Origin of the sequence: Tritonibacter scottomollicae, from assembly GCF_032924845.1 — a bacterium.
In the GTDB taxonomy this organism is placed as follows: domain Bacteria; phylum Pseudomonadota; class Alphaproteobacteria; order Rhodobacterales; family Rhodobacteraceae; genus Epibacterium; species Epibacterium scottomollicae.
This window is the reverse complement of the sequence record NZ_CP136704.1, coordinates 327,720-353,215: the sequence shown is the minus strand read 5'-3', so window position 1 is coordinate 353,215 and position 25,496 is coordinate 327,720. Positions and strand designations below refer to the sequence as shown.

The 25,496-nt window shown below is 63.4% G+C and carries 18 protein-coding genes; 9 read left to right on the top strand and 9 right to left on the bottom strand.

The features are described from left to right. Window positions 1-55 precede the first annotated feature (55 nt). Complete coding sequence (locus tag R1T40_RS02335; RefSeq protein WP_394805009.1) at window positions 56-2,473, bottom strand: Tex family protein; 2,418 nt, start codon at window positions 2,471-2,473, stop codon at window positions 56-58. 157 nt (window positions 2,474-2,630) lie between these two features. On the opposite strand from R1T40_RS02335, the gene gatB reads away from it, so the two are divergent. Next, window positions 2,631-4,139 (top strand): Asp-tRNA(Asn)/Glu-tRNA(Gln) amidotransferase subunit GatB, encoded by a 1,509-nt coding sequence (gene gatB, locus R1T40_RS02330; protein ID WP_106163337.1) that lies wholly within the window; start codon window positions 2,631-2,633, stop codon window positions 4,137-4,139. A gap of 186 nt (window positions 4,140-4,325) precedes the next feature. Here the strand turns inward: gatB and R1T40_RS02325 are convergent, their stop codons facing one another. Then, complete coding sequence (locus R1T40_RS02325; protein WP_317385734.1) at window positions 4,326-5,531, bottom strand: hypothetical protein; 1,206 nt, start codon at window positions 5,529-5,531, stop codon at window positions 4,326-4,328. Between the two features lie 96 nt (window positions 5,532-5,627). Here R1T40_RS02325 and pepT point away from each other — a divergent pair, with 96 nt between their 5' ends. Together pepT and R1T40_RS02315 are read left to right on the top strand one after the other, a co-directional pair. Then, a complete protein-coding gene (gene pepT, locus R1T40_RS02320) occupies window positions 5,628-6,872 on the top strand; it encodes a peptidase T (protein WP_317385733.1) in 1,245 nt (414 codons plus the stop codon). A gap of 76 nt (window positions 6,873-6,948) precedes the next feature. Continuing rightward, on the top strand, window positions 6,949-7,533 hold the full coding sequence (locus R1T40_RS02315; protein ID WP_317385732.1) for a DUF4177 domain-containing protein: 585 nt from the start codon (window positions 6,949-6,951) through the stop codon (window positions 7,531-7,533). A gap of 86 nt (window positions 7,534-7,619) precedes the next feature. Here the strand turns inward: R1T40_RS02315 and R1T40_RS02310 are convergent, their stop codons facing one another. Beyond that, window positions 7,620-7,874 carry a BolA family protein gene (locus R1T40_RS02310; protein ID WP_317385731.1) on the bottom strand — a complete coding sequence of 85 codons (255 nt, stop codon included), beginning with the start codon at window positions 7,872-7,874 and terminating at the stop codon, window positions 7,620-7,622. A 117-nt stretch (window positions 7,875-7,991) separates the two neighbouring features. Between R1T40_RS02310 and R1T40_RS02305 the strand changes: the two genes are divergently transcribed. The 6 genes from R1T40_RS02305 to R1T40_RS02280 all read left to right on the top strand — a co-directional run bounded on the left by R1T40_RS02305 (window position 7,992) and on the right by R1T40_RS02280 (window position 15,369). Further along, window positions 7,992-8,618 carry a DnaJ domain-containing protein gene (locus tag R1T40_RS02305; protein WP_106163332.1) on the top strand — a complete coding sequence of 209 codons (627 nt, stop codon included), beginning with the start codon at window positions 7,992-7,994 and terminating at the stop codon, window positions 8,616-8,618. Between the two features lie 280 nt (window positions 8,619-8,898). After that, the gene (locus R1T40_RS02300; RefSeq protein WP_317385730.1) at window positions 8,899-9,498 is read left to right on the top strand and encodes a methyltransferase family protein; all 600 of its coding nucleotides are present in this window, start codon (window positions 8,899-8,901) and stop codon (window positions 9,496-9,498) included. 314 nt (window positions 9,499-9,812) lie between these two features. After that, complete coding sequence (gene cobS / locus R1T40_RS02295; protein WP_317385729.1) at window positions 9,813-10,799, top strand: cobaltochelatase subunit CobS; 987 nt, start codon at window positions 9,813-9,815, stop codon at window positions 10,797-10,799. Window positions 10,800-10,958: 159 nt separating this feature from the next. Beyond that, a complete protein-coding gene (cobT, locus tag R1T40_RS02290) occupies window positions 10,959-12,836 on the top strand; it encodes a cobaltochelatase subunit CobT (RefSeq protein WP_317385728.1) in 1,878 nt (625 codons plus the stop codon). A gap of 345 nt (window positions 12,837-13,181) precedes the next feature. Next, entirely contained in the window at window positions 13,182-14,966 is a 1,785-nt protein-coding gene (locus tag R1T40_RS02285; RefSeq protein ID WP_317385727.1) for an aminopeptidase P family protein, read from the top strand. Window positions 14,967-15,027: 61 nt separating this feature from the next. Beyond that, the gene (locus R1T40_RS02280) at window positions 15,028-15,369 is read left to right on the top strand and encodes a DUF427 domain-containing protein (protein WP_317385726.1); all 342 of its coding nucleotides are present in this window, start codon (window positions 15,028-15,030) and stop codon (window positions 15,367-15,369) included. An 864-nt stretch (window positions 15,370-16,233) separates the two neighbouring features. Here the strand turns inward: R1T40_RS02280 and R1T40_RS02275 are convergent. The 6 genes from R1T40_RS02275 to ftsA all read right to left on the bottom strand — a co-directional run bounded on the left by R1T40_RS02275 (window position 16,234) and on the right by ftsA (window position 25,495). After that, window positions 16,234-17,928 carry a chloride channel protein gene (locus R1T40_RS02275; protein ID WP_317385725.1) on the bottom strand — a complete coding sequence of 565 codons (1,695 nt, stop codon included), beginning with the start codon at window positions 17,926-17,928 and terminating at the stop codon, window positions 16,234-16,236. 85 nt (window positions 17,929-18,013) lie between these two features. Further along, entirely contained in the window at window positions 18,014-19,663 is a 1,650-nt protein-coding gene (recN, locus tag R1T40_RS02270) for a DNA repair protein RecN (RefSeq protein ID WP_106163325.1), read from the bottom strand. A 21-nt stretch (window positions 19,664-19,684) separates the two neighbouring features. Further along, window positions 19,685-20,536 carry an outer membrane protein assembly factor BamD gene (locus R1T40_RS02265; RefSeq protein ID WP_106163324.1) on the bottom strand — a complete coding sequence of 284 codons (852 nt, stop codon included), beginning with the start codon at window positions 20,534-20,536 and terminating at the stop codon, window positions 19,685-19,687. 320 nt (window positions 20,537-20,856) lie between these two features. Next, the gene (gene lpxC / locus R1T40_RS02260) at window positions 20,857-21,804 is read right to left on the bottom strand and encodes a UDP-3-O-acyl-N-acetylglucosamine deacetylase (RefSeq protein ID WP_317385724.1); all 948 of its coding nucleotides are present in this window, start codon (window positions 21,802-21,804) and stop codon (window positions 20,857-20,859) included. Between the two features lie 196 nt (window positions 21,805-22,000). Further along, window positions 22,001-23,740: a cell division protein FtsZ gene (ftsZ, locus tag R1T40_RS02255; protein WP_317385723.1), complete on the bottom strand. Its 1,740-nt coding sequence runs from the start codon at window positions 23,738-23,740 to the stop codon at window positions 22,001-22,003. Between the two features lie 420 nt (window positions 23,741-24,160). After that, window positions 24,161-25,495 carry a cell division protein FtsA gene (gene ftsA / locus R1T40_RS02250; RefSeq protein ID WP_106163321.1) on the bottom strand — a complete coding sequence of 445 codons (1,335 nt, stop codon included), beginning with the start codon at window positions 25,493-25,495 and terminating at the stop codon, window positions 24,161-24,163. Window position 25,496: the final 1 nt, after the last annotated feature.

Here is a 25,496-nt window from a genome sequence, read left to right as displayed (position 1 = left end):
CTCCGGGATCTTCGACTGAATGTAAAAGAGGGGGCGCCGGGCCCCCTCTGTCGCTTCATTTCTTCTTGAACGCGTCCATCAGGGCCGCGCCCAGCGCCCCGGTGTCATTGCCCGGCTTGCTGCCCTTTGGTGCCGCGGACATCTTGCCCCGTGGCGCTTGCGCACCGCGCCCCCTGGGGCCGCCCTTGCTGTCGCTCTTGGCCGGGCCACGTGCGTTGCGCTCCTCCCGTGCCGAGGCACCGCCGTCCTTCTTCATGGTCAGGCCAATGCGCTTTCTGGGCACATCCACCTCGACCACGGTGACCTTCACCACCTGACCGGTCTTGACCACCTCATGCGGATCCTTGACGAATTTATCCGCCAGCTGGCTGACATGCACCAACCCGTCCTGATGCACGCCGACGTCGACAAAGGCCCCGAAGGCCGCGACATTGGTCACCGTGCCTTCCAGCACCATGCCGGGTTTGAGGTCGGTGATCTGCTCCACCCCATCGGTAAAACTTGCTGTCACGAAACTCGGACGCGGGTCGCGGCCCGGTTTTTCCAGCTCGGCAAAGATGTCGCGCACCGTCGGCAGCCCGACATCCCCGGCGACGAACTCTTCTGCCCGCACGCCCTTGAGGGCGCTGTCGTCGCCCATGATCTGGCGGATGTCACGCCCGCAGGCGGCGACGATCTTGCGCGCCACGTCATAGCTTTCGGGGTGCACGGCGGAGGCGTCCAGCGGCTCCTTGCCGCTCTGGATACGCAGGAACCCCGCGCATTGCTCAAACGCCTTGGGACCGAGGCGCGCGACTTTCAGCAGCTCCTTGCGGGTGGCAAAGGCCCCGTTGATGTCGCGATGGGCCACAATGGCTTCGGCCAAACCGGGACCAAGGCCCGAGACATGCGCCAAGAGCGGCGCCGAGGCCATGTTGAGGTCGACGCCCACCGCGTTCACCACATCCTCGATGACTGCCTCCAGCGATTTGGAGAGTTTGTGCTGGTCCACATCGTGTTGGTATTGCCCCACGCCGATGCTCCTGGGTTCGATCTTGACCAGTTCCGCCAGCGGATCCTGCAGGCGGCGGGCGATCGACACTGCCCCGCGCAAGCTGACGTCCAGATCCGGGAACTCCCGCGCCGCCAGCTCGGAGGCCGAGTAGACCGAGGCCCCCGCTTCGGAGACCACCACCTTGGTCGGGGTCGTCACCTTTGCGGGCAGGTTCTTGATGACCTCCGCCACCATGCGCTCGGTCTCGCGGCTGGCGGTGCCATTGCCGATGGCGATCAGCTCGACGCCGTGCTCCGCGATCAGCTTCAGGATGGAGACCTGCGCCCCGCGCAGATCGTTCTTCGGCTGAAACGGGTACAGGGTCTCGGTGGCCACCACCTTGCCGGTGGCGTCAACCACCGCCGCCTTGACGCCGGTGCGAATGCCCGGATCCAGCCCGAGAGTCGGTCGCGCACCGGCCGGCGCGGCAAACAGCAGGTCCTTGAGGTTACGGGCAAAAACCTGGATCGCCTCGTCCTGTGCGCGGCCCCGCAGATCGCCCATCAGCTCCAGCATCATCGACAGCGACAGCTTCACCCGCCAGCACCAGCCCGCCACCTTGCGCAGCCATTTGTCACCCGGCGCGCTGCCGCGCACATCCAGGACGGCGGCGACCATTTCCTCGGCGCGGGTCACGCCCTCTTCGCCCGGCGGGGCGATGTCCAGCGTCAGCACGCCTTCGTTCGATCCCCGCAGCATCGCCAGCGCCCGGTGCGAGGGCACGTTTTTCCAGGCCTCGGAATGATCGAAATAGTCGGAGAATTTCGCCCCCGCCTGCTCTTGTCCCTCAACCAGCTTGGCGGTCAGCACCGCCTCGCTTTGCATATACCCGCGCAGGCGGCCCAGCAGATCGGCGTTTTCCGTCAACCGCTCGGTCAGGATGTCACGCGCACCGTTCAGCGCGTCCTTGCTGCCCGGCACCGCCTCTGACAGGTAGCCCGCCGCCAGCGCTTCGGGATCGGCGTTGCGATCCGCAAGAATGGCCTCCAGCAGCGGCTCCAGCCCGTTCTCCCGCGCGATCATCGCCTTGGTGCGACGCTTGGGCTTGTAGGGCAGATAGATGTCTTCCAGCTGCGCCTTGGTCTCCGCCTTGGCGATGGCGCGCGCCAGATCATCACTCAGCTTGTCCTGCGACCGGATCGACTCGAGGATCGCCGCGCGGCGCTTTTCCATCTCGCGCAGGTAGTCCAGCCGTTCATTCAGCGTCCGCAGCTGGGTGTCATCCAGCCCGCCCGTGGCTTCCTTGCGGTAGCGCGCAACGAAGGGCACGGTCGCCCCTTCGTCCAGCAGCGCCACCGCGGCGCTGACTTGTTTGGCGCTGGCGTTGATCTCGCCTGCAATCGTCTGGGCAATGCGCACATGGGTCTCGGGCGTGGTGTCCAAGGAACGGCCTCCTGTCAGAATTCTCGCGGCACGACGACGCGCCGGGACATCCGTCATACCGACGCGCGCGACGCCCGCCAAGAGGGCATTGCACCACCAGCGGCCCCTCGCAGGCCACAGTGGACGACGGTTTGGACCATTGCCCCCTTGCCCCTCTGCCCGCGCCCGCCTAGAACGCGAGGGAACAGATGGATCAATCAAAAAAGGGCTGCACATGCTCGACCTGACATATGAACTCCCCAAGCCCAAGGTGATCGCGGGCGCCAAGCATGACTGGGAACTGGTCATCGGCATGGAGGTGCATGCCCAGGTCAGCTCCAATGCGAAGCTGTTTTCCGGTGCCTCCACCCAGTTTGGCGCCGAGCCGAACTCCAACGTCGCCTTTGTGGATGCGGCCATGCCCGGCATGCTGCCCGTCATCAACGACTACTGCGTCGAACAGGCCGTGCGCACCGGGTTGGGCCTGAAGGCCGACATCAACCTCTGGTCCGCCTTTGACCGCAAGAACTACTTCTACCCCGATCTGCCGCAGGGCTATCAGATCTCGCAGCTCTATCACCCTATCGTGGGTGAAGGCGAAGTGCTGGTGGAACTGGGCGACGGCACCGCGCGCACAGTGCGGATTGAGCGCATCCACATGGAGCAGGACGCCGGCAAGTCGATCCACGACATGGACCCGTCGATGTCCTTTGTGGACCTGAACCGTACCGGCGTCTGCCTGATGGAGATCGTCTCGCGCCCTGACATTCGTGGCCCGGAAGAGGCCGCCGCCTATATCGTCAAGCTGCGCCAGATCCTGCGCTACTTGGGCACCTGCGACGGCAACATGCAAAACGGCAACCTGCGCGCCGATGTGAACGTCTCCATCTGCCGCGCCGGTCAGTATGAAAAATATCAGGAAACGCAGGACTTCTCCCATCTCGGCACCCGCTGCGAGATCAAGAACATGAACTCCATGCGCTTTATCCAGCAGGCGATCGAGGTCGAGGCCCGCCGGCAAATCGCCATCGTCGAAGGTGGCGGCACTGTGGATCAGGAAACCCGGCTTTATGATCCCGACAAGGGCGAGACGCGCTCGATGCGCTCCAAGGAAGAGGCGCATGACTACCGCTACTTCCCCGACCCCGACCTGCTGCCGCTGGAGATCGAACAGGATTGGGTGGACGGTATCAAAGCCAACCTGCCCGAGCTGCCGGACGAAAAGAAAGCGCGTTTCATCAAGGACTTCGGCCTCACTGACTACGATGCCTCGGTGCTGACCGCAGACTTGGAGAGCGCCAATTACTTCGACGCCGTGGCCGAGGGACGCAGCGGCAAGCTGTCTGCAAACTGGGTTATCAACGAACTCTTCGGTCGACTGAAGAAGGATGACAAGGACATCACCGACAGCCCGGTCTCCCCGGCGCAACTCGGTGGCGTGATCGACCTCATCGCCTCGGACGCCATCTCCGGCAAGATCGCCAAGGATCTGTTCGAGATCGTCTATACCGAAGGCGGCGACCCGGCGCAGATCGTCGAAGAGCGCGGCATGAAGCAGGTGACGGATACCGGCGCCATCGAGTCCGCCCTGGACGAGATCATCGCCGCCAACCCCGCACAGGTGGAAAAGGCGAAACAGAACCCGAAACTCGCGGGCTGGTTCGTCGGTCAGGTGATGAAAGCCACCGGCGGCAAGGCCAACCCCAAGGCGGTGAACGAGCTGGTTGCCAAGAAACTGGGCTGAGGCTCGGGGACAGATCGAAACCAAGGGCGCTCCGTTTCGGGGCGCCTTTTTCCTTGCGCACCGCCTCGATCCAACCACAGGCCCGGCGGCACCGCCGGGCAGCGCCCGACCTCCCCGTCAAATCTATGATTTGCTTCCAGCAATATGGGAGGGCGCTTCGCTCCCACCCGAGGTCGGTCGCTGCCCTCACCGTTTATCCGGGACCCGCTCACCACGCGCATTTCTTGATGCTTGGGCCGCTGGCGAAGGCGTGGGAGAAACGCTTCGCAAGGACTGGATGAGAGACGGTGCGCCTTCATCAAGGAGCCAGTCCATACTACGCGCCCCAGCTTGATCAATCGCGCCTTGTAGATAAATCGAGCCGCCCAAAGCCGTTGCAATTCCTATCGCGGTGCAAATTGCTTTGAACCTCTCCCAAGCCGCATGCAGCCGCCATGTGGCCTCTTCCAAAACCTCCGCATCCGGGACTGGAGGCTCCAACGCGGCCTCCACCGCCTCCAACTCCTCCTGCACCTCTCGCAACTGCGCCCGGTACTGAACAACGCGCGAGGGCGGCAGATCATCCGGCAGGTTGTCCCGATGCAGACCAAGCGTTTCCGCATTGAAGATCTCATTCTCCAACGCCCGTTTGATCACCGCAGCATCGCGTTTCAACGCGTGTTTCTGGGAAATCAAGTCAATCACTTCCGCCACACGATCTGCCCCGCTATTCCAATCTTCAGGCGCTATCAGAGCAATGTCGTGCATTAACTGCCAGTGGCTCTGCCAGTCTTGTGTCAGTGAGCGCCCCGCGAGAATGCCATCGTACCACCGAATCCAGAAACCGAAGCCGGTATGGGTCTTCATTCTGTCGCGGATCACATCCCATGCCCTTTCTTGCCGTTCTGTGTTGGGCGCGCTATCCCACAATGGAGCTTCAAGGATCTCGGCGTCATTCTTCAGCTTGGCCAAATCCGAATGCAGGCTCGTCCGGGCAGCAGCCGTTGCAGTTGTGTCTTTCAGAAACACAGCGTCGACAGCAGCTGCGCTAGACGCCAGACCGTCTGCATAGGCCGTGCGACCTGCGCAGACCTCTGCCGTGTCGAGGGGCGCGTCCACACAAGCTGAATACGCGGCGAGCTTGGCTTTGTCCGACGAGGTTCTGGCAAACACAATCGATGCCAAGAGCATGCGAAATAGATACAGACTTGAAGCACCAGTCTCGTTCTGCGGCGCACTCACAAAACTCATCAGGTTGGCGGGCAAACCTCTCAGTGCCGCGCGCGACGCGAGAGCCACGGCGCTCGTTTTTCGCCGATCCTCTGACAGCGTCTCCAGCCACGCCTCAAAACTCTCGCGATCCCTAACCGCTTCAACCTGAACCATTGCCTGCCCAAAATCCACCGCGTCCAATCCATGCACCCTGCCCCGGCGCACGCTTCACGGCAAGGGCGCTTGACCTCCCCGCGCCCCTCCGCGATCTTGCCGCCAACAGCAGGAGCCACCCCGATGTCCAACGCCTTCAACGCCGTCCTCGAATCCCGCCTGACCCGCTACGCCGCCATCGACAGCCAGAGCGACGAAAACTCCCCCACCGCGCCCAGCACCGAAATCCAGTTCGACATGCTGAACCTCCTGCGGGACGAGCTGACCGCGATAGGCGCCCAGGACGTCACTCTCACCGGCTACGGCGCTGTGCTCGCCACCATACCCGGCACAACGGACGCCCCCACCGTGGGTTTCCTCGCCCATGTGGACACCGCACCGCAGTTCAACGCGGCCGGCGTCAAACCCCGCGTCATCAAAGGCTACAACGGCGGCGACATCAGCTTTCCGGACGACCCCGACCTGGTGCTCTCCCCCGCCGACCACCCCTATCTGGCCGAAAAGATCGGCCACGACCTGATCACCGCCTCCGGCACCACGCTGCTGGGTGCAGATGACAAGGCCGGCGTCGCCATCATCATGACCATGGCCGAACATCTGCTGCAAAACCCCGATGCCCCCCGCCCGCCGATCCGCATCGCCTTCACCCCGGATGAGGAAATCGGCCGTGGCGTGCAGCCACAGCTGGAACAGGACCTGGGGGCAGATTTTGCCTATACGCTCGACGGTGGCAAAGTGGGCGAGATCGAATATGAGAGCTTTTCTGCCGACCGCGCTGTGGTGAAAATCACCGGCGTGTCGATCCACCCCGGCTTTGCCAAGGAAAAGATGGTCAACGCCATCCACCTCGCCGCAAAGATCGTCCAGACCCTGCCGCAGGCCACCATGACGCCGGAGACCACAGATGCGCGCGACGGCTTCATCCACGCCACCGACATGCTGGGCGGCTCCTCCGAGATGGAGATCCGCTTCATCCTGCGCGACTTCGAACGTGACGGGCTGGAGGCCAAGGGCGCGCTGCTGCGTCAGGTCTGTGCCGCGGTCGCCGCCACGGAACCGAGGGCCGAGATCACCTGCGAGATCACACCGCAATACCGCAACATGCGCTACTGGCTGGAACAGGACATGACCCCGGTGGAGCTGGCCCGCGACGCCTGCCGCGATCTCGGGCTGGACCCGGTCTCGGTGCCGATCCGCGGTGGCACCGACGGCTCCCGCCTGACCGAATTCGGCACACCTACGCCGAATGTCTTTACCGGCATGCAATGCATTCATGGCCCCTTGGAGTGGATCTCGGTTCAGGATATGTCGCTGGCGACGCAGATGTGCCTGAAGCTGGCAGCCCGTGCCGCCGCCACGCAAAAGTGACATCTGCCTTTGATCTTCTTTCTCTCTGCCCCGCAATGCTGCTAGATTGCAGGCGTGGGCCGCACAGGAACAATTGATGCAGAACTACGAGTACAAGGTCGTCCCCGCCCCCAACCGTGGCAAGAAGGCGCGCGGCGTGAAAACGCCAGAGGCCCGCTTTGCCAATGGAATTGAGGGCGTGCTGAACGAAATGGCGGCAGAGGGCTGGGAGTACCAGCGCGCCGAAATGCTGCCCAGCGAGGAACGCTCCGGGCTGACCGGCACCAAGACCACCTGGCGTAACCTGTTGGTGTTCCGCCGGGCGCTGGCCGCCGCGAGCCATACGTCTCCAACGCTTGCAACCACAGAGCCGACGCCCGCGACCGCGGCACAGCCCGTTGTCGCCGCAACCACACCCTCCGAAGCCGCGGCCCCCGAGCCGAATGCAGAACTGATCGCGGAAACCGAGCGCGTCGCTGCGCCATCCGCCCAGCCTGCAGCCGCGCCAGCGCCGCTGACTGCCACTGCCGGCGACCCAGAGGCCCCGCCAGAAGCGATTCCCGTGCCGGGCCCCGGTGCCCGGCGCATGGTCTCCGATGATGGGGTGGAAGAATTGAGCCCGGTCTCCGGCCTCACCGCCGCGCTGAAGGCACGGGCCAGTCGGGGCAAACCGGACGAGTGAGGCTCCTCGCTTCAGTGGTCTGATCCCTGTTCCCCGGTCACCATGCGGTGACCGGGGACGCGTTGATCGTGTCAATGTCAGGACCGTCAGGACCCGATATCTAGGGCCAGCGCATGAATGCGTGGAACAGTGTCGCCCATAGCCTTGTGCACCGCGCGATGCTGCGCGACGCGGCTCATGCCCTCGAAGGCCGCGGACCTGATTTTGACATTGAAATGGCTTTCCCCCTTGCCGTCATGCCCTGCGTGACCCACATGACTGTCACTGTCATCTTCGACCTCCAGCTCTCTGGGGTCAAAGGCGGCTCGCAGGCTCGTTTCGATCTCGTCTCTTACGCTCATGTCTGCGTCACTCCGTCTGTAGTTCATAAAACTGTGCCCGCCCCCCTTTTATCTCTCGACCGTTAGACTAAACTGCTGCCTCCGAGTCGAACAGATGCGTCTAGAAGGTGCTCCCGCATGACCAAATCCGATCCCTTTGGATTCGATATGTCGATCCGCTCCGCGAAGAAGAAAAATCCGCGGGGGCGGCGCAGCATGTCTGGCGCCTCCGAAACCTCCGTGCGTCTCTGCGATCATGAGGGGTGCGAGGAAGCCGGCAAGTTCCGTGCCCCCAAGGCCCCCGATGTTCTCGACGATTTTTTCTGGTTCTGCCAGCAGCATGTGCGCGAGTACAACCAGAAATGGAATTTCTTCGAAGGCACCACCGAGGCCGAGCTGAACGCACAGGCCTCCAAGGACAAGGTGTGGGAACGCACCACCAAGCCGCTGGGCGATCCCGAGGCGCGTGCTTGGGCCCGCCTCGGCATCGAGGACCCGCATCAGGTGCTCGGCGCAAACGCGACACAGAACCCCGGCAAGAACGGCCAGGCCGCAGGCCGCCGCCTGCCGCCGCCCGAACGCCGCGCGCTGGAGATCCTCGAGGCCAAGGATGACTGGACAAAGGCCGAGATTCGCAAGGCCTACAAGAAGCTCATCAAGGTGCTGCACCCGGACATGAACGGCGGCGACCGCAGCCAGGAAGAACAGCTGCAGGAGGTCATGTGGGCCTGGGATCAGGTTAAGGACAGCCGCAGCTTCAAGTAGGCTACGCGCCGCGCCCTCCCCGCGCTGCGCCCTGCCGGTGCCACATCCGATTGCCCAGACCGCCCGGCGCCCCCAGCGTTCGGGCGGTTTCTTTTTGGGAAAATCGCGCAGGCGTGACACGGTTTGAACCGCCTGACACGCAGGTCGGCACCACTTTTCTGTTACATTGAATTGCTACGCGAGGCGTCAACCGGGTGTGCGCCCGGCCCACCGGATCCACGTTCCGGACCGACCGTTCAGAGCAGACGTCCAGACCTCCAGAAAGGGATCAATTGCCGCCATGTACGACCTTGTCCTGACCTTGCATGACATCGCCCTCCTCATCGCCGCCGGGGCCGCCCTCGCCCTGGCCGCCCATCTCGGTTACAGCCTGAAGCGGCCCGACCTCGGCCTCTGGCCCGCTTCTGAGGGCTGGCGCCACCACCTGGCCTTTGGCCTGTTCCGGATCTTCTGCGGCGCCACCGTGGTGTTTGCGCTTGCCGAAATCGGCGTCAACGGCTGGGGCCACTGGCTGCGCTATGTGGTGGGCCTGCCCGTCATGGTGGTGGCCTTTGGCATCACCCTCTGGGGCTACCGCTTTCTGGGGCTGGACAACACCTATTGCGACAGCGGCGGGCTGGTCACCGGCGGCATGTATGAATATTCCCGCAACCCGCAGTATGTGACCTCGGTGCTGGCGACCATCGGCCTCGGCATCACCACCGGCTCCTGGCTGACCGTCGCGCTGGCGCTGGTGCTGTTTGCGCTCTATTTCCTGTTTGTGCTGAACGAGGAGCGCTGGCTGATGAAAGGCTACGGCCAGGCCTTTGCCGACTACATGCGCTCAACACCGCGCTTTGTTGACGAACGCAGCCTGGAGCGCCTGCGTGCCGCGCTCTGAGGCCCTTCCTCTGAGGCCCTTTCAGAGGCGACGCGTCCAGGCGCCATATCCCGGGACAGATTGGCCCTGCCGCGTCCACCGCGTGCAGGGCCTTTTTATGCCAGCTTTGCGCCTGCAGGCGACCGCGCCCGCGATAAAACCGCTCACCATTGCGGCTCTGGCGTATCGACACACGAGTTTCCCTTGCCCTCCCCGGCATCTTCAGGCACCAATCCTGCGATTGTGCGCAAGACGCATCCCGAGATTGACCGACGGGCCGCCTGACAGACGCCACCACGCCCGCGCCGAGACTGACAAGACAAGGACTGACACCTATGACCAACGGCCTGCAGGACATGAACGCAAAACCCACCGAGACGATCTCGGTCCGCGAGGTCTTTGGCATCGACACCGACATGACGGTAAAGGGCTTCGCTGCGGGCTCCGACCGGGTGCCGGCCATGGATTCGACCTACAAGTTCGACCCCGACACCACGCTGGCGATCCTTGCAGGCTTCAGCCACAACCGCCGTGTGATGATCCAGGGCTACCACGGCACCGGCAAATCCACCCATATCGAACAGGTCGCCGCGCGCCTGAACTGGCCCTCCGTGCGGGTCAACCTCGACAGCCACATCTCCCGGATCGACCTCATCGGCAAGGACGCGATCAAGCTGCGCGACGGCAAGCAGGTCACCGAGTTCCACGAGGGCATCCTGCCCTGGGCCCTGCGCAACCCGGTGGCGATCGTGTTCGACGAATATGACGCCGGCCGCGCCGACGTGATGTTCGTGATCCAGCGGGTGCTGGAACATGACGGCAAGCTGACGCTCCTCGATCAGAACGAGATCATCACGCCGAACCCGTTCTTCCGCCTGTTTGCCACCGCCAATACCGTGGGCCTCGGCGACACCACCGGACTCTATCACGGCACTCAGCAGATCAACCAGGCCCAGATGGACCGCTGGTCGCTGGTGGCAACGCTGAACTACCTCAGCCATGATGCGGAAACCGCGATCGTGCTGTCGAAGGCGCCGCATTACAACACCGCCGAGGGCCGTCAGCAGATCGCCCGCATGGTGACGGTTGCCGACCTGACCCGCACCGCCTTCATGAACGGCGACCTCTCCACCGTGATGTCGCCGCGGACGGTGATCAACTGGGCCCAGAACGCCGAGATCTTCCGCGACGTAGGCTATGCCTTCCGCCTGTCCTTCCTCAACAAATGCGACGAGTTGGAACGCCAGACCGTGGCGGAGTTCTATCAGCGCTGCTTTGACGAAGAACTGCCCGAAAGTGCTGCAAACGTCAGCCTCGGCTAAGGAGCGGGGATCGGACGGCTTCGCCGTCCGACCGGTGCCGAGGCCCCCTCGACGGGGGCCTCGGCACCCCGCCCCCGGCGGGGCGGGGACGGTCATTTTTCAAATGACTGGACAGCGCCGCGCAAAGGACGAATGCTTGCCCCGTAGGAGCACCGGTTCATGAGCAAACCAAACGACAACCCGGCAGATCCGTTCAAGAAGGCCCTCGCCGAGGCCACCAAGGTGATGGCCGATGACACCGAACTGACGGTGAACTACTCGGTCGACCCCTCGGGCATGAGCGGCGACACCATGCGCCTGCCGCAGGTCTCGCGCCGGATGACCCGCGAGGAAGTACTGCTGGCCCGTGGCACCGCCGACGCACTCGCCCTGCGCCGCAAGTATCATGACGAGAGCGTCGCCAGCCGCTATGCCCCCTCCGGCGACATGGCGCGCGAACTCTATGACGCGATGGAAAGCGCCCGTTGCGAGGCCGTGGGCGCCCGCGACATGCCCGGCACCGCCTCCAACATCGACGTCAAGATCAAGACCGAAGCGCTGCGGCGCGGCTACGATCAGGTGACCTCCGCTTCCGAGGCGCCACTGGCAGTCTCCGCCGGCTACCTGATCCGCCACCTCGCCACCGGCAGACCTCTGCCCGAGGCCGCGGCCAACGTGATGGACCTGTGGCGCGGTTTCATCGAGGCGCAAGCGGGCGAGACGCTGGAAAACCTCGATGAGACCATTGCCGATCAGGCCGCCTTTGCCAAATTCGCCCGGCGGGTGATTTCCGATCTCGGCTATGGTGACCAGCTGGGCGACGACCCGGATGATCTCGATGACGAGATGAACGACGAGTCGGAAGAGACCGCCGAGGAAGAGGAACAGCCTGACAGCTCCGGTCAGGACGACAGCGACGAGGAAGAGGCCGACGCCTCCCCCGAGCAGGCGCAGGAGCAGCAACAGGACGAAAGCCAGGCGCAGGTCTCCGCCGACGACATGGCCGAGGAAGAGGTCACCGACGAGACCGAGATGCCCGACGGCGAAGCGCCGCTGGAGCCGCCCGCACCGCAGCCGGTCTCGGACGCCGACCCGGATTACCGGGTCTTCCTGGACACCCATGACGAGGAAATCGCCGCCGAAGACCTCGCCGAACCGCAGGAGCTGGAACGGCTGCGCGCCTATCTCGACCAGCAGCTGGAGCCGCTGAAAGGCGCGGTCTCGCGTCTCGCCAACAAGCTGCAGCGGCGCCTGCAGGCACAGCAGAACCGCTCCTGGGAGTTCGACAAGGAAGAAGGCGTTCTGGACGCGGGCCGACTGGCGCGCGTGGTGGCCAACCCCACGACGCCCCTGTCGTTCAAGGTCGAGAAGGACACCGAATTCCGCGATACCGTGGTGACGCTGCTGCTGGACAACTCCGGCTCGATGCGCGGTCGCCCGATCTCCATCGCCGCGATCTGCGCCGACGTTCTGGCCCGCACGCTGGAGCGCTGTAACGTCAAGGTGGAAATCCTCGGCTTCACCACCAAAGCCTGGAAAGGCGGCTTGTCGCGCGAGGCTTGGCTCAACGACGGTCGCCCGCAGCTGCCCGGGCGTCTGAACGACCTGCGCCACATCATCTACAAGAGCGCCGATGCGCCCTGGCGCCGGGTGCGCCCGAACCTTGGTCTGATGATGAAGGAAGGCCTCCTGAAGGAGAACATCGACGGCGAGGCACTGGAATGGGCCCATCGCCGCATGGCGGGCCGTCCCGAGGCGCGCAAGATCCTCATGGTGATCTCCGATGGCGCGCCGGTGGATGATTCCACGCTCTCGGTGAACCCGGCCAACTATCTTGAGAAACACCTGCGCGACGTGATCGCCATGGTGGAGAAGAAAAAGCAGGTGGAACTGCTGGCGATCGGCATCGGCCATGACGTGACCCGCTATTATGACCGTGCGGTGACGATCACCGATGTGGAGCAGCTGGCCGGTGCCATGACCGAACAGCTGGCCGCGCTGTTTGACAGCGACCCGCGCGCCCGTGCCCGCGTTATGGGCATGCGCAAGGTCAGCTGACATCGCATCCGCCTGCGGCGGGCGGCGCCCGCACGCCCATGCGACCGTCGCGCTTCGGCCCAATCAAGGCGCAACCGCGCCGCGCCTCCCCTCGGGAGGCGCGGCGCCCGGCCCAACGGGCGCCCGGGGTCCTGCAAGGGAGGCTGGGCAACGGGCGGGAGCCCCCCCCCCGACGCTCCACAGTCATCACGTCACATGGGCTTGTCTGCGCAGGCGTGATCTGTAACAAAACAACTCCCGGTCACCGCGCGCCGTAACCCGGCCGCCGCAGCGGCAGCACCGATGCCCCACATTCTTGCCTGCTGCCCGCCTTTCGGGTCCGGGCTCCGCATTCAGGAGAGAGAGATGTTCCAGACCTTCGACGTCACCGCACGCCCCGAGCAAGGCCCGGACCGGCTTGCCGCCCTGCGCGCGGAGCTGGAGAAAGACGGCTATGACGGCTTCCTGATCCCCCGCGCCGATGCCCATCAGGGCGAATATGTCGCCCCGCGCGACGAACGCCTGTCGTGGCTCACCGGCTTTACCGGCTCTGCGGGCTTCTGCGCCGCGCTGCGTGACAGTGCCGGCGTCTTCATCGACGGGCGCTACCGCACCCAGGTGAAGCGGCAGGTGGCCGATGTCTATACCCCCGTGCCCTGGCCCGAGGTCACGCTGGGCGACTGGCTGGTGGAACAGCTGCCCGAGGGCGGCACACTCGCCTATGACCCCTGGCTGCACGCCGCGCGCGAAATCCGCGAACTGACGACACGCCTCAAGGGCAGTGGCATCACGCTGGTGGAGACGGATAATCTGGTGGATCGCATCTGGGACAACCAGCCTGCGCCGCCGATGCAGCCCGCCACCGCGCACCCCGAGGACATTGCCGGCGAAAGCGCCGCCGCCAAAGCCGCGCGGCTGGCCGAAGGCCTGCGCAAGGGCGGCCAGTCCGCCGCCGTCATCACCCTGCCCGACAGCATCATGTGGCTCTTGAACATCCGCGGCGCCGACATCCCGCGCAACCCGGTGGCGCATGGCTTTGCCATCCTGCACAGCGACGGGTGTGTGGACCTCTTCATGGAGGCGCAAAAACTCGGCGGCCTCGACCTCGGTGCCCATGTCACCTGCCACGCGCCGGACAGGTTTTCCGATGCGGTCGCGGGCCTCAACGGACAGGTCGCGGTGGACGAGCGCAGCCTGCCGCAAGCGCTTGCCAACCTCCTCGAGGGACGCATGGCCATGACCGGCGATCCCTGCGCTCTGCCCAAGGCGCGCAAGAACGCCGCCGAGATCGCCGGCAGCGCCGCCGCCCATCTGCGTGATGGCGCCGCCGTGGTGGAAACCCTCGCCTGGCTCGACGCGCAGCCCCCCGGCAGCATCACCGAGATCGACGTGGTCAAAACCCTCGAAGGCTTCCGCGCTGCCGATCCGAGCTTGCGCGACATCAGTTTCGAGACCATCTCCGGCACCGGCCCCAATGGCGCGGTGATGCACTACCGGGTCACCGAGGAGACCAACACGACGCTGCAGGACGGCCACCTGCTGGTGCTGGACAGCGGTGGGCAGTATCTCGACGGCACCACCGACATCACCCGTACCATCGCCATCGGCACCCCGGGGCGCGACGAGGCCGAAGCCTTCACCCGCGTGCTGCAGGGCATGATCGCGATCTCCCGCCTGCGCTGGCCCGAGGGGCGGTCAGGGCGCGAGCTGGAGGCGATCGGCCGCCTGCCTCTGTGGATGGCCGGTCAGGACTTCAACCATGGGCTAGGCCATGGCGTCGGCGCCTATCTCAGCGTGCATGAGGGCCCGCAGGGGCTGTCGCGGCTCAATACCGTGCCGCTGGAGCCCGGCATGATCCTGTCGAACGAGCCCGGCTACTACCGCGAGGGCGCCTTTGGCATCCGGATCGAAAATCTCCTGGTGGTCGAGGACGCTGCCCCCCTTGACACCAGCGACGCAGACCGCAAGATGCACGCGTGGCGCACATTGACCTTTGCGCCCATCGACCACCGATTGGTGGTGCCCGAGATGCTGTCAACGGGTGAGCGCGACTGGCTCAACAGCTATCACGCAGACGTATACCGCAACATCGCACCGCGCCTCAGCGCAACTGCGGCCAAGTGGTTGGAGACGGCCTGTGCGCCGCTCTGATATTCGACTGTTACATTGACCGGGCAGAAGCCTTACCAAAGCTAGAAGGAGGGGGAACCCGATGAGCAAGATCACGATCCGCAAAGCGACAGGCAGATGGGTTGTCCGTTCGGGCGGCGCCGTTCTGGGCGAGACCTCGAACGCACTGGAACTGAGCGAGGGCGATCTGGCCCCGGTGATCTACTTCCCCAGGGAAGATATCGCCATGGCCTTCCTCGACAAATCCGACAAGACAACCCATTGCCCGCACAAGGGCGACGCGAGCTACTATTCCATCGTCAACAAATCCTCCGTGACCGAAAACGCGGTCTGGAGCTATGAGGCCCCACTGGAGGCCGTGACCGAGATCAAAGGTCATCTCGCGTTCCTGCATCTCGACTCTGTCAAAGTTGAACAGGTCTGAAATCGCAGAGATCCCCCTCAATAGACTGATACTGTGATTGAAATTGGAGTGGTGCAAACCATACCAATTCACAAGAAACAGGATATAGAAAGCCGGGCAATTGCGTCCGGCTTTTTTGCAACACTCCTGGGTTTTCTCAGTCCCCGGACGCTCCGCATTCCATTTTCGTGAATAAAACAGCAGGTCGCAGACCGCAGTTCTGCCCCCCCCGTTTCCGGAGACACATTCGCGGAATGCATGATCTGACCACAGTTGAGATGGTCCGAGACTTACGCTGAAAGCACCGCTGCGCTCAGACTTCGACGCAGGTCATCGGCCCCGTCCCTCCCAATGCTAGACTGGGAATCGCAAGTTGTTTCAACAACATAGTCTATGAGGGCGGTTAGTGCCGCCCGCTCATTTTCCTGCTCTTTGGTTGTCCCGAAGGACGCGACCTCTGCGAGGTCATCTGCCCAAGCACGCATTATTTTCGTCCACCCGATGCCTGCCATTGTTAATCTTTTAGTAATATTAAGTGCCCGGATTAACCTTTGTTATCAAGTATAAAATGCGGACGGGTTCAAACCTAGAATTGGCTTATTGCATATCAGCGAAATTTGACGCTGCGTTTGCGAAAATTTATTATGAGAAATTGACATGCAGGGTCGCGTGGTCATGTCCGCCGCGCACGAACCGCAACAGAACCGCACTCACCTCAGCGGCCTGTTCCATCCCTGAACCCTGCTTGCGTATTGACACCGCTTTGGCATCGCCGACATTCAAATGCGCGGCACCGAGCCGCTTGGAATGTACCGATGAGCATGTGCCCGAATGTCAAAGTAAAGGGCCATTGCGCGATCGCCGCGTCAGACCCGAATTGCCACGTCAGCGATGCTCTTCTGCGGAAATCGCCACCAGCGCCCGGTTATAGGCCTTCAGCGCGTCCAGATGATGGATCACCCCGATCAGCGTCAGCTGCGGCTCTCCGGTCTCTTCTGACCGCTCCTCTTCGTCCACCACCGGGATGAACTCCACCCCTGCCCGGTCAAAGATCGGCAGCGCCGCCTCAAGCGTCGCCAGGGGGCTGATTGCAATGCCTTCATCCATCAGCGCCTGCGCGCTCTCCGGGTCGGATGCCGACAGCGGCCGCATCACCTTGCCCACCAGCAGGGTGCCAAGCAGATAGGCCTGAGGGCCCGCCGAACAGCGCAGGTTGCGTTTTTCCAGCTGGGTCAGGAAGAAAGACCGATCCACCAGACGCGAGGCCAGCGCCGTGGACATGGAAACGGAGACCATCACAGCCAAACCGATCTGCCAGTCACCTGTCAGCTCAAACACGATCAGCGTGGTGGAAATCGGCGCGCCCAGAACCGCTGCGGCCACTGCCCCCATTCCGGCAAACGCATAGAGCGTATGTGTCCCGGAGACATCGGGCAGCGTGGCGGTGGCGATGATCCCGAAGGCCAGCCCGGTCAACGCGCCCACCATCAGCGACGGAGAGAACACGCCGCCGCCCATGCGTCCGCCCATGGTGATGGACACTGCCGCAGCCTTCACGATGGTAAAGAGGATCGCCTGGCTCAACAGCAGCTGGCCCGACAGCGCCAGAACGGTGGTTTCGTAACCAACCCCGATAATATGGGGAAACCAGATCGCAATGAGCCCAAGCAGGAAACCCGCCGCCGCAGGGCGCAGCCAACGCGGCACGCCAAGCGCACTCTGCACCGCCGTTCCCAGCCGGTCTGCCAGAAAGATCGAATGCATCAGCAGCACGGCCACCACGCCGCAAATCACCCCGAGGATCAGAAATGCGGGCAGCTCAACATAGAACTGCAGCGCGCCGGGCGTGGTCAGCACGAATTCTGTCACATCGCCGTATTCCAGCCGGTTGATCACCGTGCCCGCCACCGAGGCCACCACGATGGGCGCAAAGGTGTTGACCGAGAAGTGCCGCAGCACCACCTCCATGGCAAACAGGGCCCCGGCGATCGGCGCGTTGAAGCTGGCTGAAACCGCTGCAGCCACCGCACAGCCCAGCAAATCCCGCCCCGTGACCCCATCAGCACGAATACGGTCGCTCACCCAGGTGGAGATCATACCGGCGATATGGACCACCGGCCCCTCCCGTCCGGAGGACCCCCCGGTGGAGAGCGTCAGAAAGGAGGCGCAGGCCGATGCAAGACCTTCGCGGATTTCCACCCGCCCGTCGCGCAGCGCGGCGCCCTCGATGACATCGGCAACAGAGCGCACGCGACCATCCGGCGTGAACCGATGCAGGATCACCCCCACCGCAAGCCCGCCCATTACCGGCACGAGCAACAGCAGATACCAGGGCAAGGTCGCCGCAAAACTATGAAGGTAGTCAAGGTCTTCGGCACCGTAGACAGCGCCCTGCAGCGCCGTGATCCCCTTGCGGAAGAACAGGGCGGCAAAACCGGCAAGCACACCAATCACCAATGCGATCAGCCAGAACTGCAGCTGGCTCGGTCCGCGATGCAGCAGCACACGCCGTGCGTCCTTCAGCGTCGCCCGTGTCTGGGCGAGATATGAGGACAGGGCCGTGCTTTGCAATCGCGGCATTGGGGTTCTCCGATCAATTCACCGATAAATCAGTCGCGCGGGACCCAATAACTTTAGCAAACAGTTCTATCCGTGCGGTAAATCTTTAATCGCCTTGCAAAAGAGCCTTGGCGGCGGCCCGTGCCTCCGGTGTGATCCTGTCGCCCGACACCATGCGGGCGATCTCATCCACGCGGTCATCAGCGCTCAGGGGCACCACCTGTGACAGGGTTACGCCATCCTCTACGGACTTCTGCACCCGCCAGTGATGGGCGCCCTGTGCGGCAACCTGTGGCGAATGGGTCACCACCAGCACCTGACTGCCATCGGCCAGCGCCTTGAGGCGGCGGCCAACCGCATCTGCCGTGGCGCCGCCCACGCCGCGGTCGATCTCGTCAAAAATCAGCGTCTTGGCCGAATCCTCACCGCGCAGGCAGACCTTCAGCGCCAGCAGGAAGCGGCTCAGCTCACCGCCCGACGCGATCTTGTTCAGCGGTCCCGCAGGCGCACCGGGGTTGGTCGCCACGGTAAAGGCCACCGCATCCACGCCTTCTGGTCCTGCCTCGGCCGGGGTGATGAGGGTCTCAAACACCGCGCGTTCCATTTTCAGTGGCGCCAGCTCCGCCATCACGGCTGCATCCAGCGTCGCGGCGCTGTCCCGGCGCTTGGCCGACAGCCGATCTGCTGCCGTGGCATAGGTTGCCTCTGCCGATTTCAGCGCCAGTTCCTGATCGGCCAGGTTCTGATCGCCTGCGTCCAGCGCCTGCAACTTTTCACGCAGCACATCGGCGTAGTCGGCCAGATCATCGGGCTGCACATTATGCTTGCGCGCCAGAGCGCGGATCGCAAACAGACGCTCCTCGCAATCCTCAAGATCGCCGGGATTGAACTCCAGCCCCTCGAGGACGCGTTCCACACCGTCCTGCGCCTCGCCCAGCTCTATCATCGCGCGGCTCAGGGCTGCCAGCGGCGCGTCCAGCGCCTCGCCCGCATCTCCGGCCACCGCCTCCAGCCAGCGCTGTGCTTCGCCCATGGTGCCCTCGGCCCCCTCGGACAGCAGGCTATGCGCACGGGCGATATCGCCGCGAATACGTTCAGCCGCCTGCATCTGACGACGACGCGCATCGAGGCTCTCATCCTCGCCCGGCTCCGGGTTCAACTGGTCAAGCTCGCCCACAGAATGGCGCAGGAATTCCTCTTCCGCCCGCACCGCCTCAAGTGCTGCGCGGGTTTCCTCGACCCGTTTGCGCGCCTTTGCCGTCGCGGTCCAGGCTGTGCGGACCTCGCCGACCAAGGCGTCGACACCGGCGAACTCATCCAGCATGGCCCGGTGGCCACGCGGGTTCAGCAGCCCTCGGTCATCATGTTGTCCGTGTAATTCCAGCAAAGTGTCCGACAGCGCCCGCAGCACCTCGCCCGAGCAGCGCCGGTCATTGACCCAGGCCGTCTTGCGACCGTCAGCGGTGTTCACCCGGCGCAGCAGCAGACTGTCCGAGACAGGCAGCCCCGCCTCTTCCAGCACGGCACGGGCAGCATGGCCCTCGGGCAGATCAAATTCCGCCACCACCTCGCCTTGATCCGCACCCTGACGCACCAGCGCAGCACGCCCCCGCCAGCCGAGAACAAAGCCCAGTGAATCGAGCAGAATCGATTTGCCTGCCCCGGTTTCGCCGGTCAGAACATTGAGACCTGACTGGAACGTAAGCTCCAGATGGTCGATGATCAGTAAGTCGCGAATATCAAGCGCGCGCAGCATCAAGATGCCCCGTAAATGCCGTCAGAGCCAATCGCCCTTGACCGTTTGACGATAGATCTTGGCAAGCCAGTTGTTGCCGCGATCCTTCAGCTTCAGCCCCTGCGATGTCAGCAGCTTGAAACTGTCCTCATACCACTCGGTCGAACGGAAGTTATGGCCGAGGATGGCCCCCGCAGACTGTGCCTCATCCGTAAGGCCCAGCGATAGATAAGATTCGACCAGACGATGCAGCGCCTCGGCCGTGTGTGATGTGGTCTGGAAGTCCTCGACCACGACGCGGAACCGGTTGATCGCCGCAGTATAGTGCTGACGCTTCAGGTAATACCGCCCGATTTCCATCTCCTTGCCCGCCAGGTGGTCAAAGGCGAGGTCGAATTTCAAGATCGCAGAGGTGGCATATTCGCTGTCAGGATAGACCTCGATCACGGTCCGCAGCGATTGCAGCGCCTGGAAGGTCAGCCCTTGATCGCGGCCCACTTCGTCAATCTGGTCATAGTAGCTCAGGGCCAGCAGATACTGCGCATATGCTGCATCTTCTTCCGTTGGGTAGAAATCAATGTAGCGCTGCGCCGCCGAGCGGCTGTTCTCGTAGTCCTCGGCCTGATGGTAGGTGAAGGCCTGCATGATCAGCGACTGCTTCGCCCATTCGGAATAGGGGTAAAGACGCTCAACCTCGGAGAAATAATAGGCTGCATCCCCTTCGCGATCACGCGCCAGCTCAAACTCACCGCGCTCATAGATCTGTTCCGGAGTATAAACTTCCAGGTTCTGAGAAGATTGCCGGGCGTCGCCATCTGCACCGCCACATGCGGCGAGAGTCGCCATCAGTGCGACCGCTCCGATCCCTTTGGCTGCTGCCCTGATGCCGATCATTCCTGCCTCACTTCACCGTCTTGTTCTACAACCCGCAGGTCGCATCCTCTGCCTGCGCACTGGCGCGGCCCGGACTGTCCATGTCAAACATGACGCCCGGCGTCGCCACGGTCTAGCACATTCATATGATGTGCAAAACGCCTTTCACGCTGCTCCCGTTCAATTGGCAGAGAAAGCTTGCGAGGGTCAAGTCTGCATGCCGCACTGCACCCACGCAATCCGCCTGAAATCCGGTGATCCCTACAGAAGCCCCCACACATAGAAAAACGGCCGGCGACAGGCCGACCGTTAATGCGATTGTAAAGACATGCGTGGCACGCTTAGGCGACGCGGCGCACCTGAGCGGGGATTTCGGACCAGACCAGCCCCTGCCCCGGCAAACGTGCAGTCATGACCGGATCACAGGTGACCTCGGCAACCGCGCCGGGCTCGTTGAACAAGGCGCGCAACAGGGTGTTGGTCATCGAATGGCCCGCACGCTCGCCCACGTAGTGGCCGAAGATCGGCAGACCGGCCAGCGCCAGATCGCCAAGCGCGTCGAGCATCTTGTGGCGCACAGGTTCATCCGAATGGCGCAGACCTGATCCCGCATGCACGACAGGACCGTCGAACACCACGGCATTTTCACCCGGCACGCCGCCCAGAGCCAGACCATTGGCCTGCATCTCCTCGACATCGACGCGGCGGCAAAACGTGCGGCTGTCGCACAGCTCGCGCGCGAAGGTGCCGTTGCGCAGGTCCAGTTCACGGCTCTGATGGCCGATGCCCTCTTCGGCGAATTCGATATCAAAGGAAATCTTCAGGCGGTCACACGGCAGCAGGGTTGCCCGTGCGTCCTTCGTTTCGACCATCACCGGCTTGAGCACTTTCCAGGCGCGCACTGGCGCGTGCAGGCGCTGAATGCCGGTGGCCATGATTTCACGCACGAACTGAGCGGACGACCCGTCCATGATCGGCACTTCCGGTCCGTCGATCTCCACCCGCGCGTTGTGCACACCACAACCGGCCAGCGCCGCCATGATGTGTTCGACAGTGGAGACGGAAACACCGGCAGCATTCACCAGACGCGTGCAAAGCGCCGTGCGCTCCACCATATCCCAGCGCGCCGGGATGACTGTGTTGCCCAGGGCAATGTCGGTCCGTTTGAAGGTCACACCATGCTGCGCTGCAGCGGGAAGCACGACCATCTTGGCCGGCTTGCCGGAGTGCAGGCCGATGCCGTCAAACGTAACTGCTGCTTTGAGCGTGTTCTGCACAGGGTGCCTCATGGGTTGTTCGGGTCGCACTGACCATCTCGCCGGTACACCTAAGCGCTCCATGCATGCGCCTCAACTCAATCTTTGCAACCAAATGAAACATGAATATTACAGTTCGGCAGAACACCGCCACGGCCATGTTAAGCCACTGTATTTAAAATAAAAAAGGCCGCCAACTGGCGGCCTTTTCATCGTTTTCCGTGAGTAATTAGTTGGCTTGACGACGCAGGAATGCGGGAATTTCGATGCGTTCCTGATCTTCATCATGCGGCTGCTCGGCCTGTTGCGGCTGCGCGGACTGCATGCTCGGTTGCGTCCGTTGCGCGGCCTGCGGACGGTTCTGCGTGGTTTCCTGCGGGTGGCCGGTCATCCGGTTGATCAGGGAGTTCAGGCCAAACCGGCGCTGCTCCTGCGGATCCGTAGCCGGGCGCTGCTGCTGCGCTGCGGCAGGTTGCTGCTGATGCTGCGGAGCCTTCTGCTGGCCGCTCTGATGACGTTGCGCCGCCTCGCGCAGACGCACGATGGCATCCTGCGAAGGAGCACCCGGAGCCGGAGCGCGCGGCGCGACAAAGCCCTCGGCCTGGGTCGTGGCAGGCTGTTGCTGTGCAGGTTGCGGCTGAGCCATCTGCTGGTGCTGCTGCGGCGCAGGCTGCTGAGCGACACGTTGTTGCTGCACCTGTTGCGGCTGCACTTGCGGCTGCGGGCGGTATGCCGGCGGCGGCAGGCCGTCATTGGCGTCGGCGCTCTCGTTCACGTCTTCGATCAGCTCGTCGTTCTGCGCCTGGGCTGCCGCACGGTCATTGTCAAACTCGGAAAACAGCGAAGGCTCCTGCCCGGTGGCCGCATCTGCTGCGACAGCCGGAGCGGCTTCCATAGGCTCTTTCAGTTCCAGCGGCGCGCGACGGTTGTCCTCGACGCTGACGGTCTTGGTCAGTGGCGCGGACATCGGACGGCGCGGTACCGGAACGTCATGGACGTCTTCGGTGGCATCGATACCGGTTGCAACCACGGAGACGCGCATCTTGCCTTCCATCGCCGTGTCCAGCGTGGAGCCGACGATGATGTTGGCGTCCGGATCGACCTCTTCGCGGATGCGGTTTGCCGCTTCGTCCAGTTCGAACAGGGTCAGGTCATGCGCGCCGGTGATGTTGATCAGAACACCCTTGGCGCCGCGCAGGGAGATTTCGTCCAGCAGCGGGTTCGCTATGGCTTTCTCGGCGGCCTGGATGGCGCGATCTTCGCCTTCGGCCTCGCCGGTGCCCATCATCGCCTTACCCATCTCGTCCATCACGGCGCGCACGTCCGCAAAGTCGAGGTTGATGAGACCCGGACGGACCATCAGATCGGTCACACCCTTCACACCCTGATACAGGACGTCATCCGCAAGCGAGAACGCTTCGGTGAAGGTGGTCTTTTCATTGGCCAGACGGAACAGGTTCTGGTTCGGAATGATGATCAGCGTGTCCACGACCTTCTGGAGGTTTTCTACACCCTCCTCGGCCTGGCGCATCCGCTTGGCACCTTCGAACTGGAAGGGTTTGGTCACGACGCCAACGGTCAACACGCCAAGCTCACGCGCGGCCTGCGCGATGATCGGTGCCGCACCGGTGCCGGTGCCGCCACCCATGCCAGCGGTGATAAAGCACATGTGCGCACCCGCAAGGTGATCCACGATCTGTTCGATGCTCTCTTCCGCAGCGGCGGACCCGACCGAGGCACGCGCGCCGGCACCCAGACCTTCGGTCACTTTCACACCCAGCTGCACCCGGCTCTTGGCCGCGTTCTGCTGCAACGCTTGCGCGTCGGTGTTGGCCACAACAAAATCCACACCCTCGAGCTCTTTGGCGATCATATTGTTGACGGCATTGCCGCCCGCGCCGCCGACACCGAATACGGTGATCTTGGGGCTCAGCTCTTCTTGTCCGGGCATCGAAAGGTTCAGGGTCATGCTTTTTCCGCCTGTGTTTTAGCCCTCCCGCAAGGGCGTCGATTGTCACTCTTCTGCCTTAATCCTATCGCGATGCAGGAGTCTCGTCATCCCCAAAAGCGCATTCACCCACAAAATATGGGCCAAATGGTGGGGGACTTTGCCGAATATCGCCATTCAGGCGAAATATGGTGGTATGCAGAGGGTCGATACATAAACACAATCTCTCCGCGCCTGCCAGAACAGGCACGCCAGACCGATCTTGATATGATTGCGAACCCCTGCTCGGCCTCGCACATCGCTGATTTCAGCGTATTGGGACGATTTTTAACGCAAGTGAAGACCCCTGTCACGGGGTATGTGGAAAAACTGTGGGTAACCGGTGGATAAGATCCCGCGAAACGGCGCAGATCGGCAAAGCTTTGCCGAGCGCCGCGCGCATTACCAGTTGTCTTTGAACCAACGCACGACGCGGCGCATCGATCCGCCCGCCATCCGGTCCACCGGCGCGTCGAAATCCCACCATTCGTCCTGCGGATGAGCCGCGAACAGGCACATGCCGACGGCGGAGGCGAATCCCGGTCCGGTCACCGCCTGCGGCAGGCCATGCACCCGCATCGGGCGACCCAGACGCACCTGCTGGCCCAGAATGCGGCTCGCCAGACCGTCCAGTCCGAGGATCTGACTGGAGCCCCCGGTCAGCACGATCTGCTGGCTCGGCAGATGGTCGAACCCGGCTGCATCCAGCCGCACCCGCACCTCCTCCAGGATTTCCTCGACCCGGGGGCGCATGATGCCGATCAGCTCCGCCCGGCTGACGGTGCGGCGGTCGCGCTCCCAGTCGCCGGTCTCGCCACCGATGTCGATCATGTCGCGGTCATCCGCGCCCGTGGCATGCACGCCGCCGGACATGGTCTTGATCCGCTCAGCGGTGGCCACCGGCACCCCCAGCCCCATCGAGATATCGCTGGTGATATGGTCGCCGCCCATGCGCACCGCATCGGCATAGATCATGTGCTTCTTCATGAAGACAGAGATCGAGGTGGTTCCGCCGCCCATGTCGACGCAGGCCGCGCCCAGCTCCTGTTCGTCCTCTACCAGCGCCGAGACGCCAGAGACATAGGCCGAAGAGGCAATCCCGGCCAGTTCCAGATCGCAGCGCTGCACGCAGCGCACCAGGTTCTGGATCGTGGCGGCCTCTACCGTCAGCATATGCATGTCGACCGACAGTGCCTGCCCCATTTGGCCGCGCGGGTCCTCAAGACCGGAACGGTTATCAAGCGCGAAATTCACCGGCTGCGCATGCAGCACCTCACGTCCGGCGCCATATTCCGGCACCTCGCAGGCGGCCAGAACGCGGGCGATCTCGTTTTCCGTGACCTCCTGGCCTTCCAGCTCCACCGTGGCGTCCAGCCCGTAAGAGCGCGGCGTCGCACCGGCGAAACAGGCAATCACGTGGTCCACCCGCACCTCGGCCATCTTCTGCGCCGCCTGCACGGCGGTGCGGATGGCCCGTTCGGTTTCCTGCATGGCGGAAATCTCGCCGAACTGCACACCGCGCGACCGCGTCGTTGCAGCGCCGATGACGCGAAATCCCGACTGACCGGCCAGCGAGCCGATGGAATTGTCCTCGCTCAGCCGTCCGATACCATCGAACCGCAGCACCAGACAGGAGATCTTGGAACTGCCCACATCCAGAATGGCCACCACACCGCGCTGCATGGCCTGGCGGCGCATCTGCCGCATCGCACGTTGGGATTGATACAGGTCTGTCATA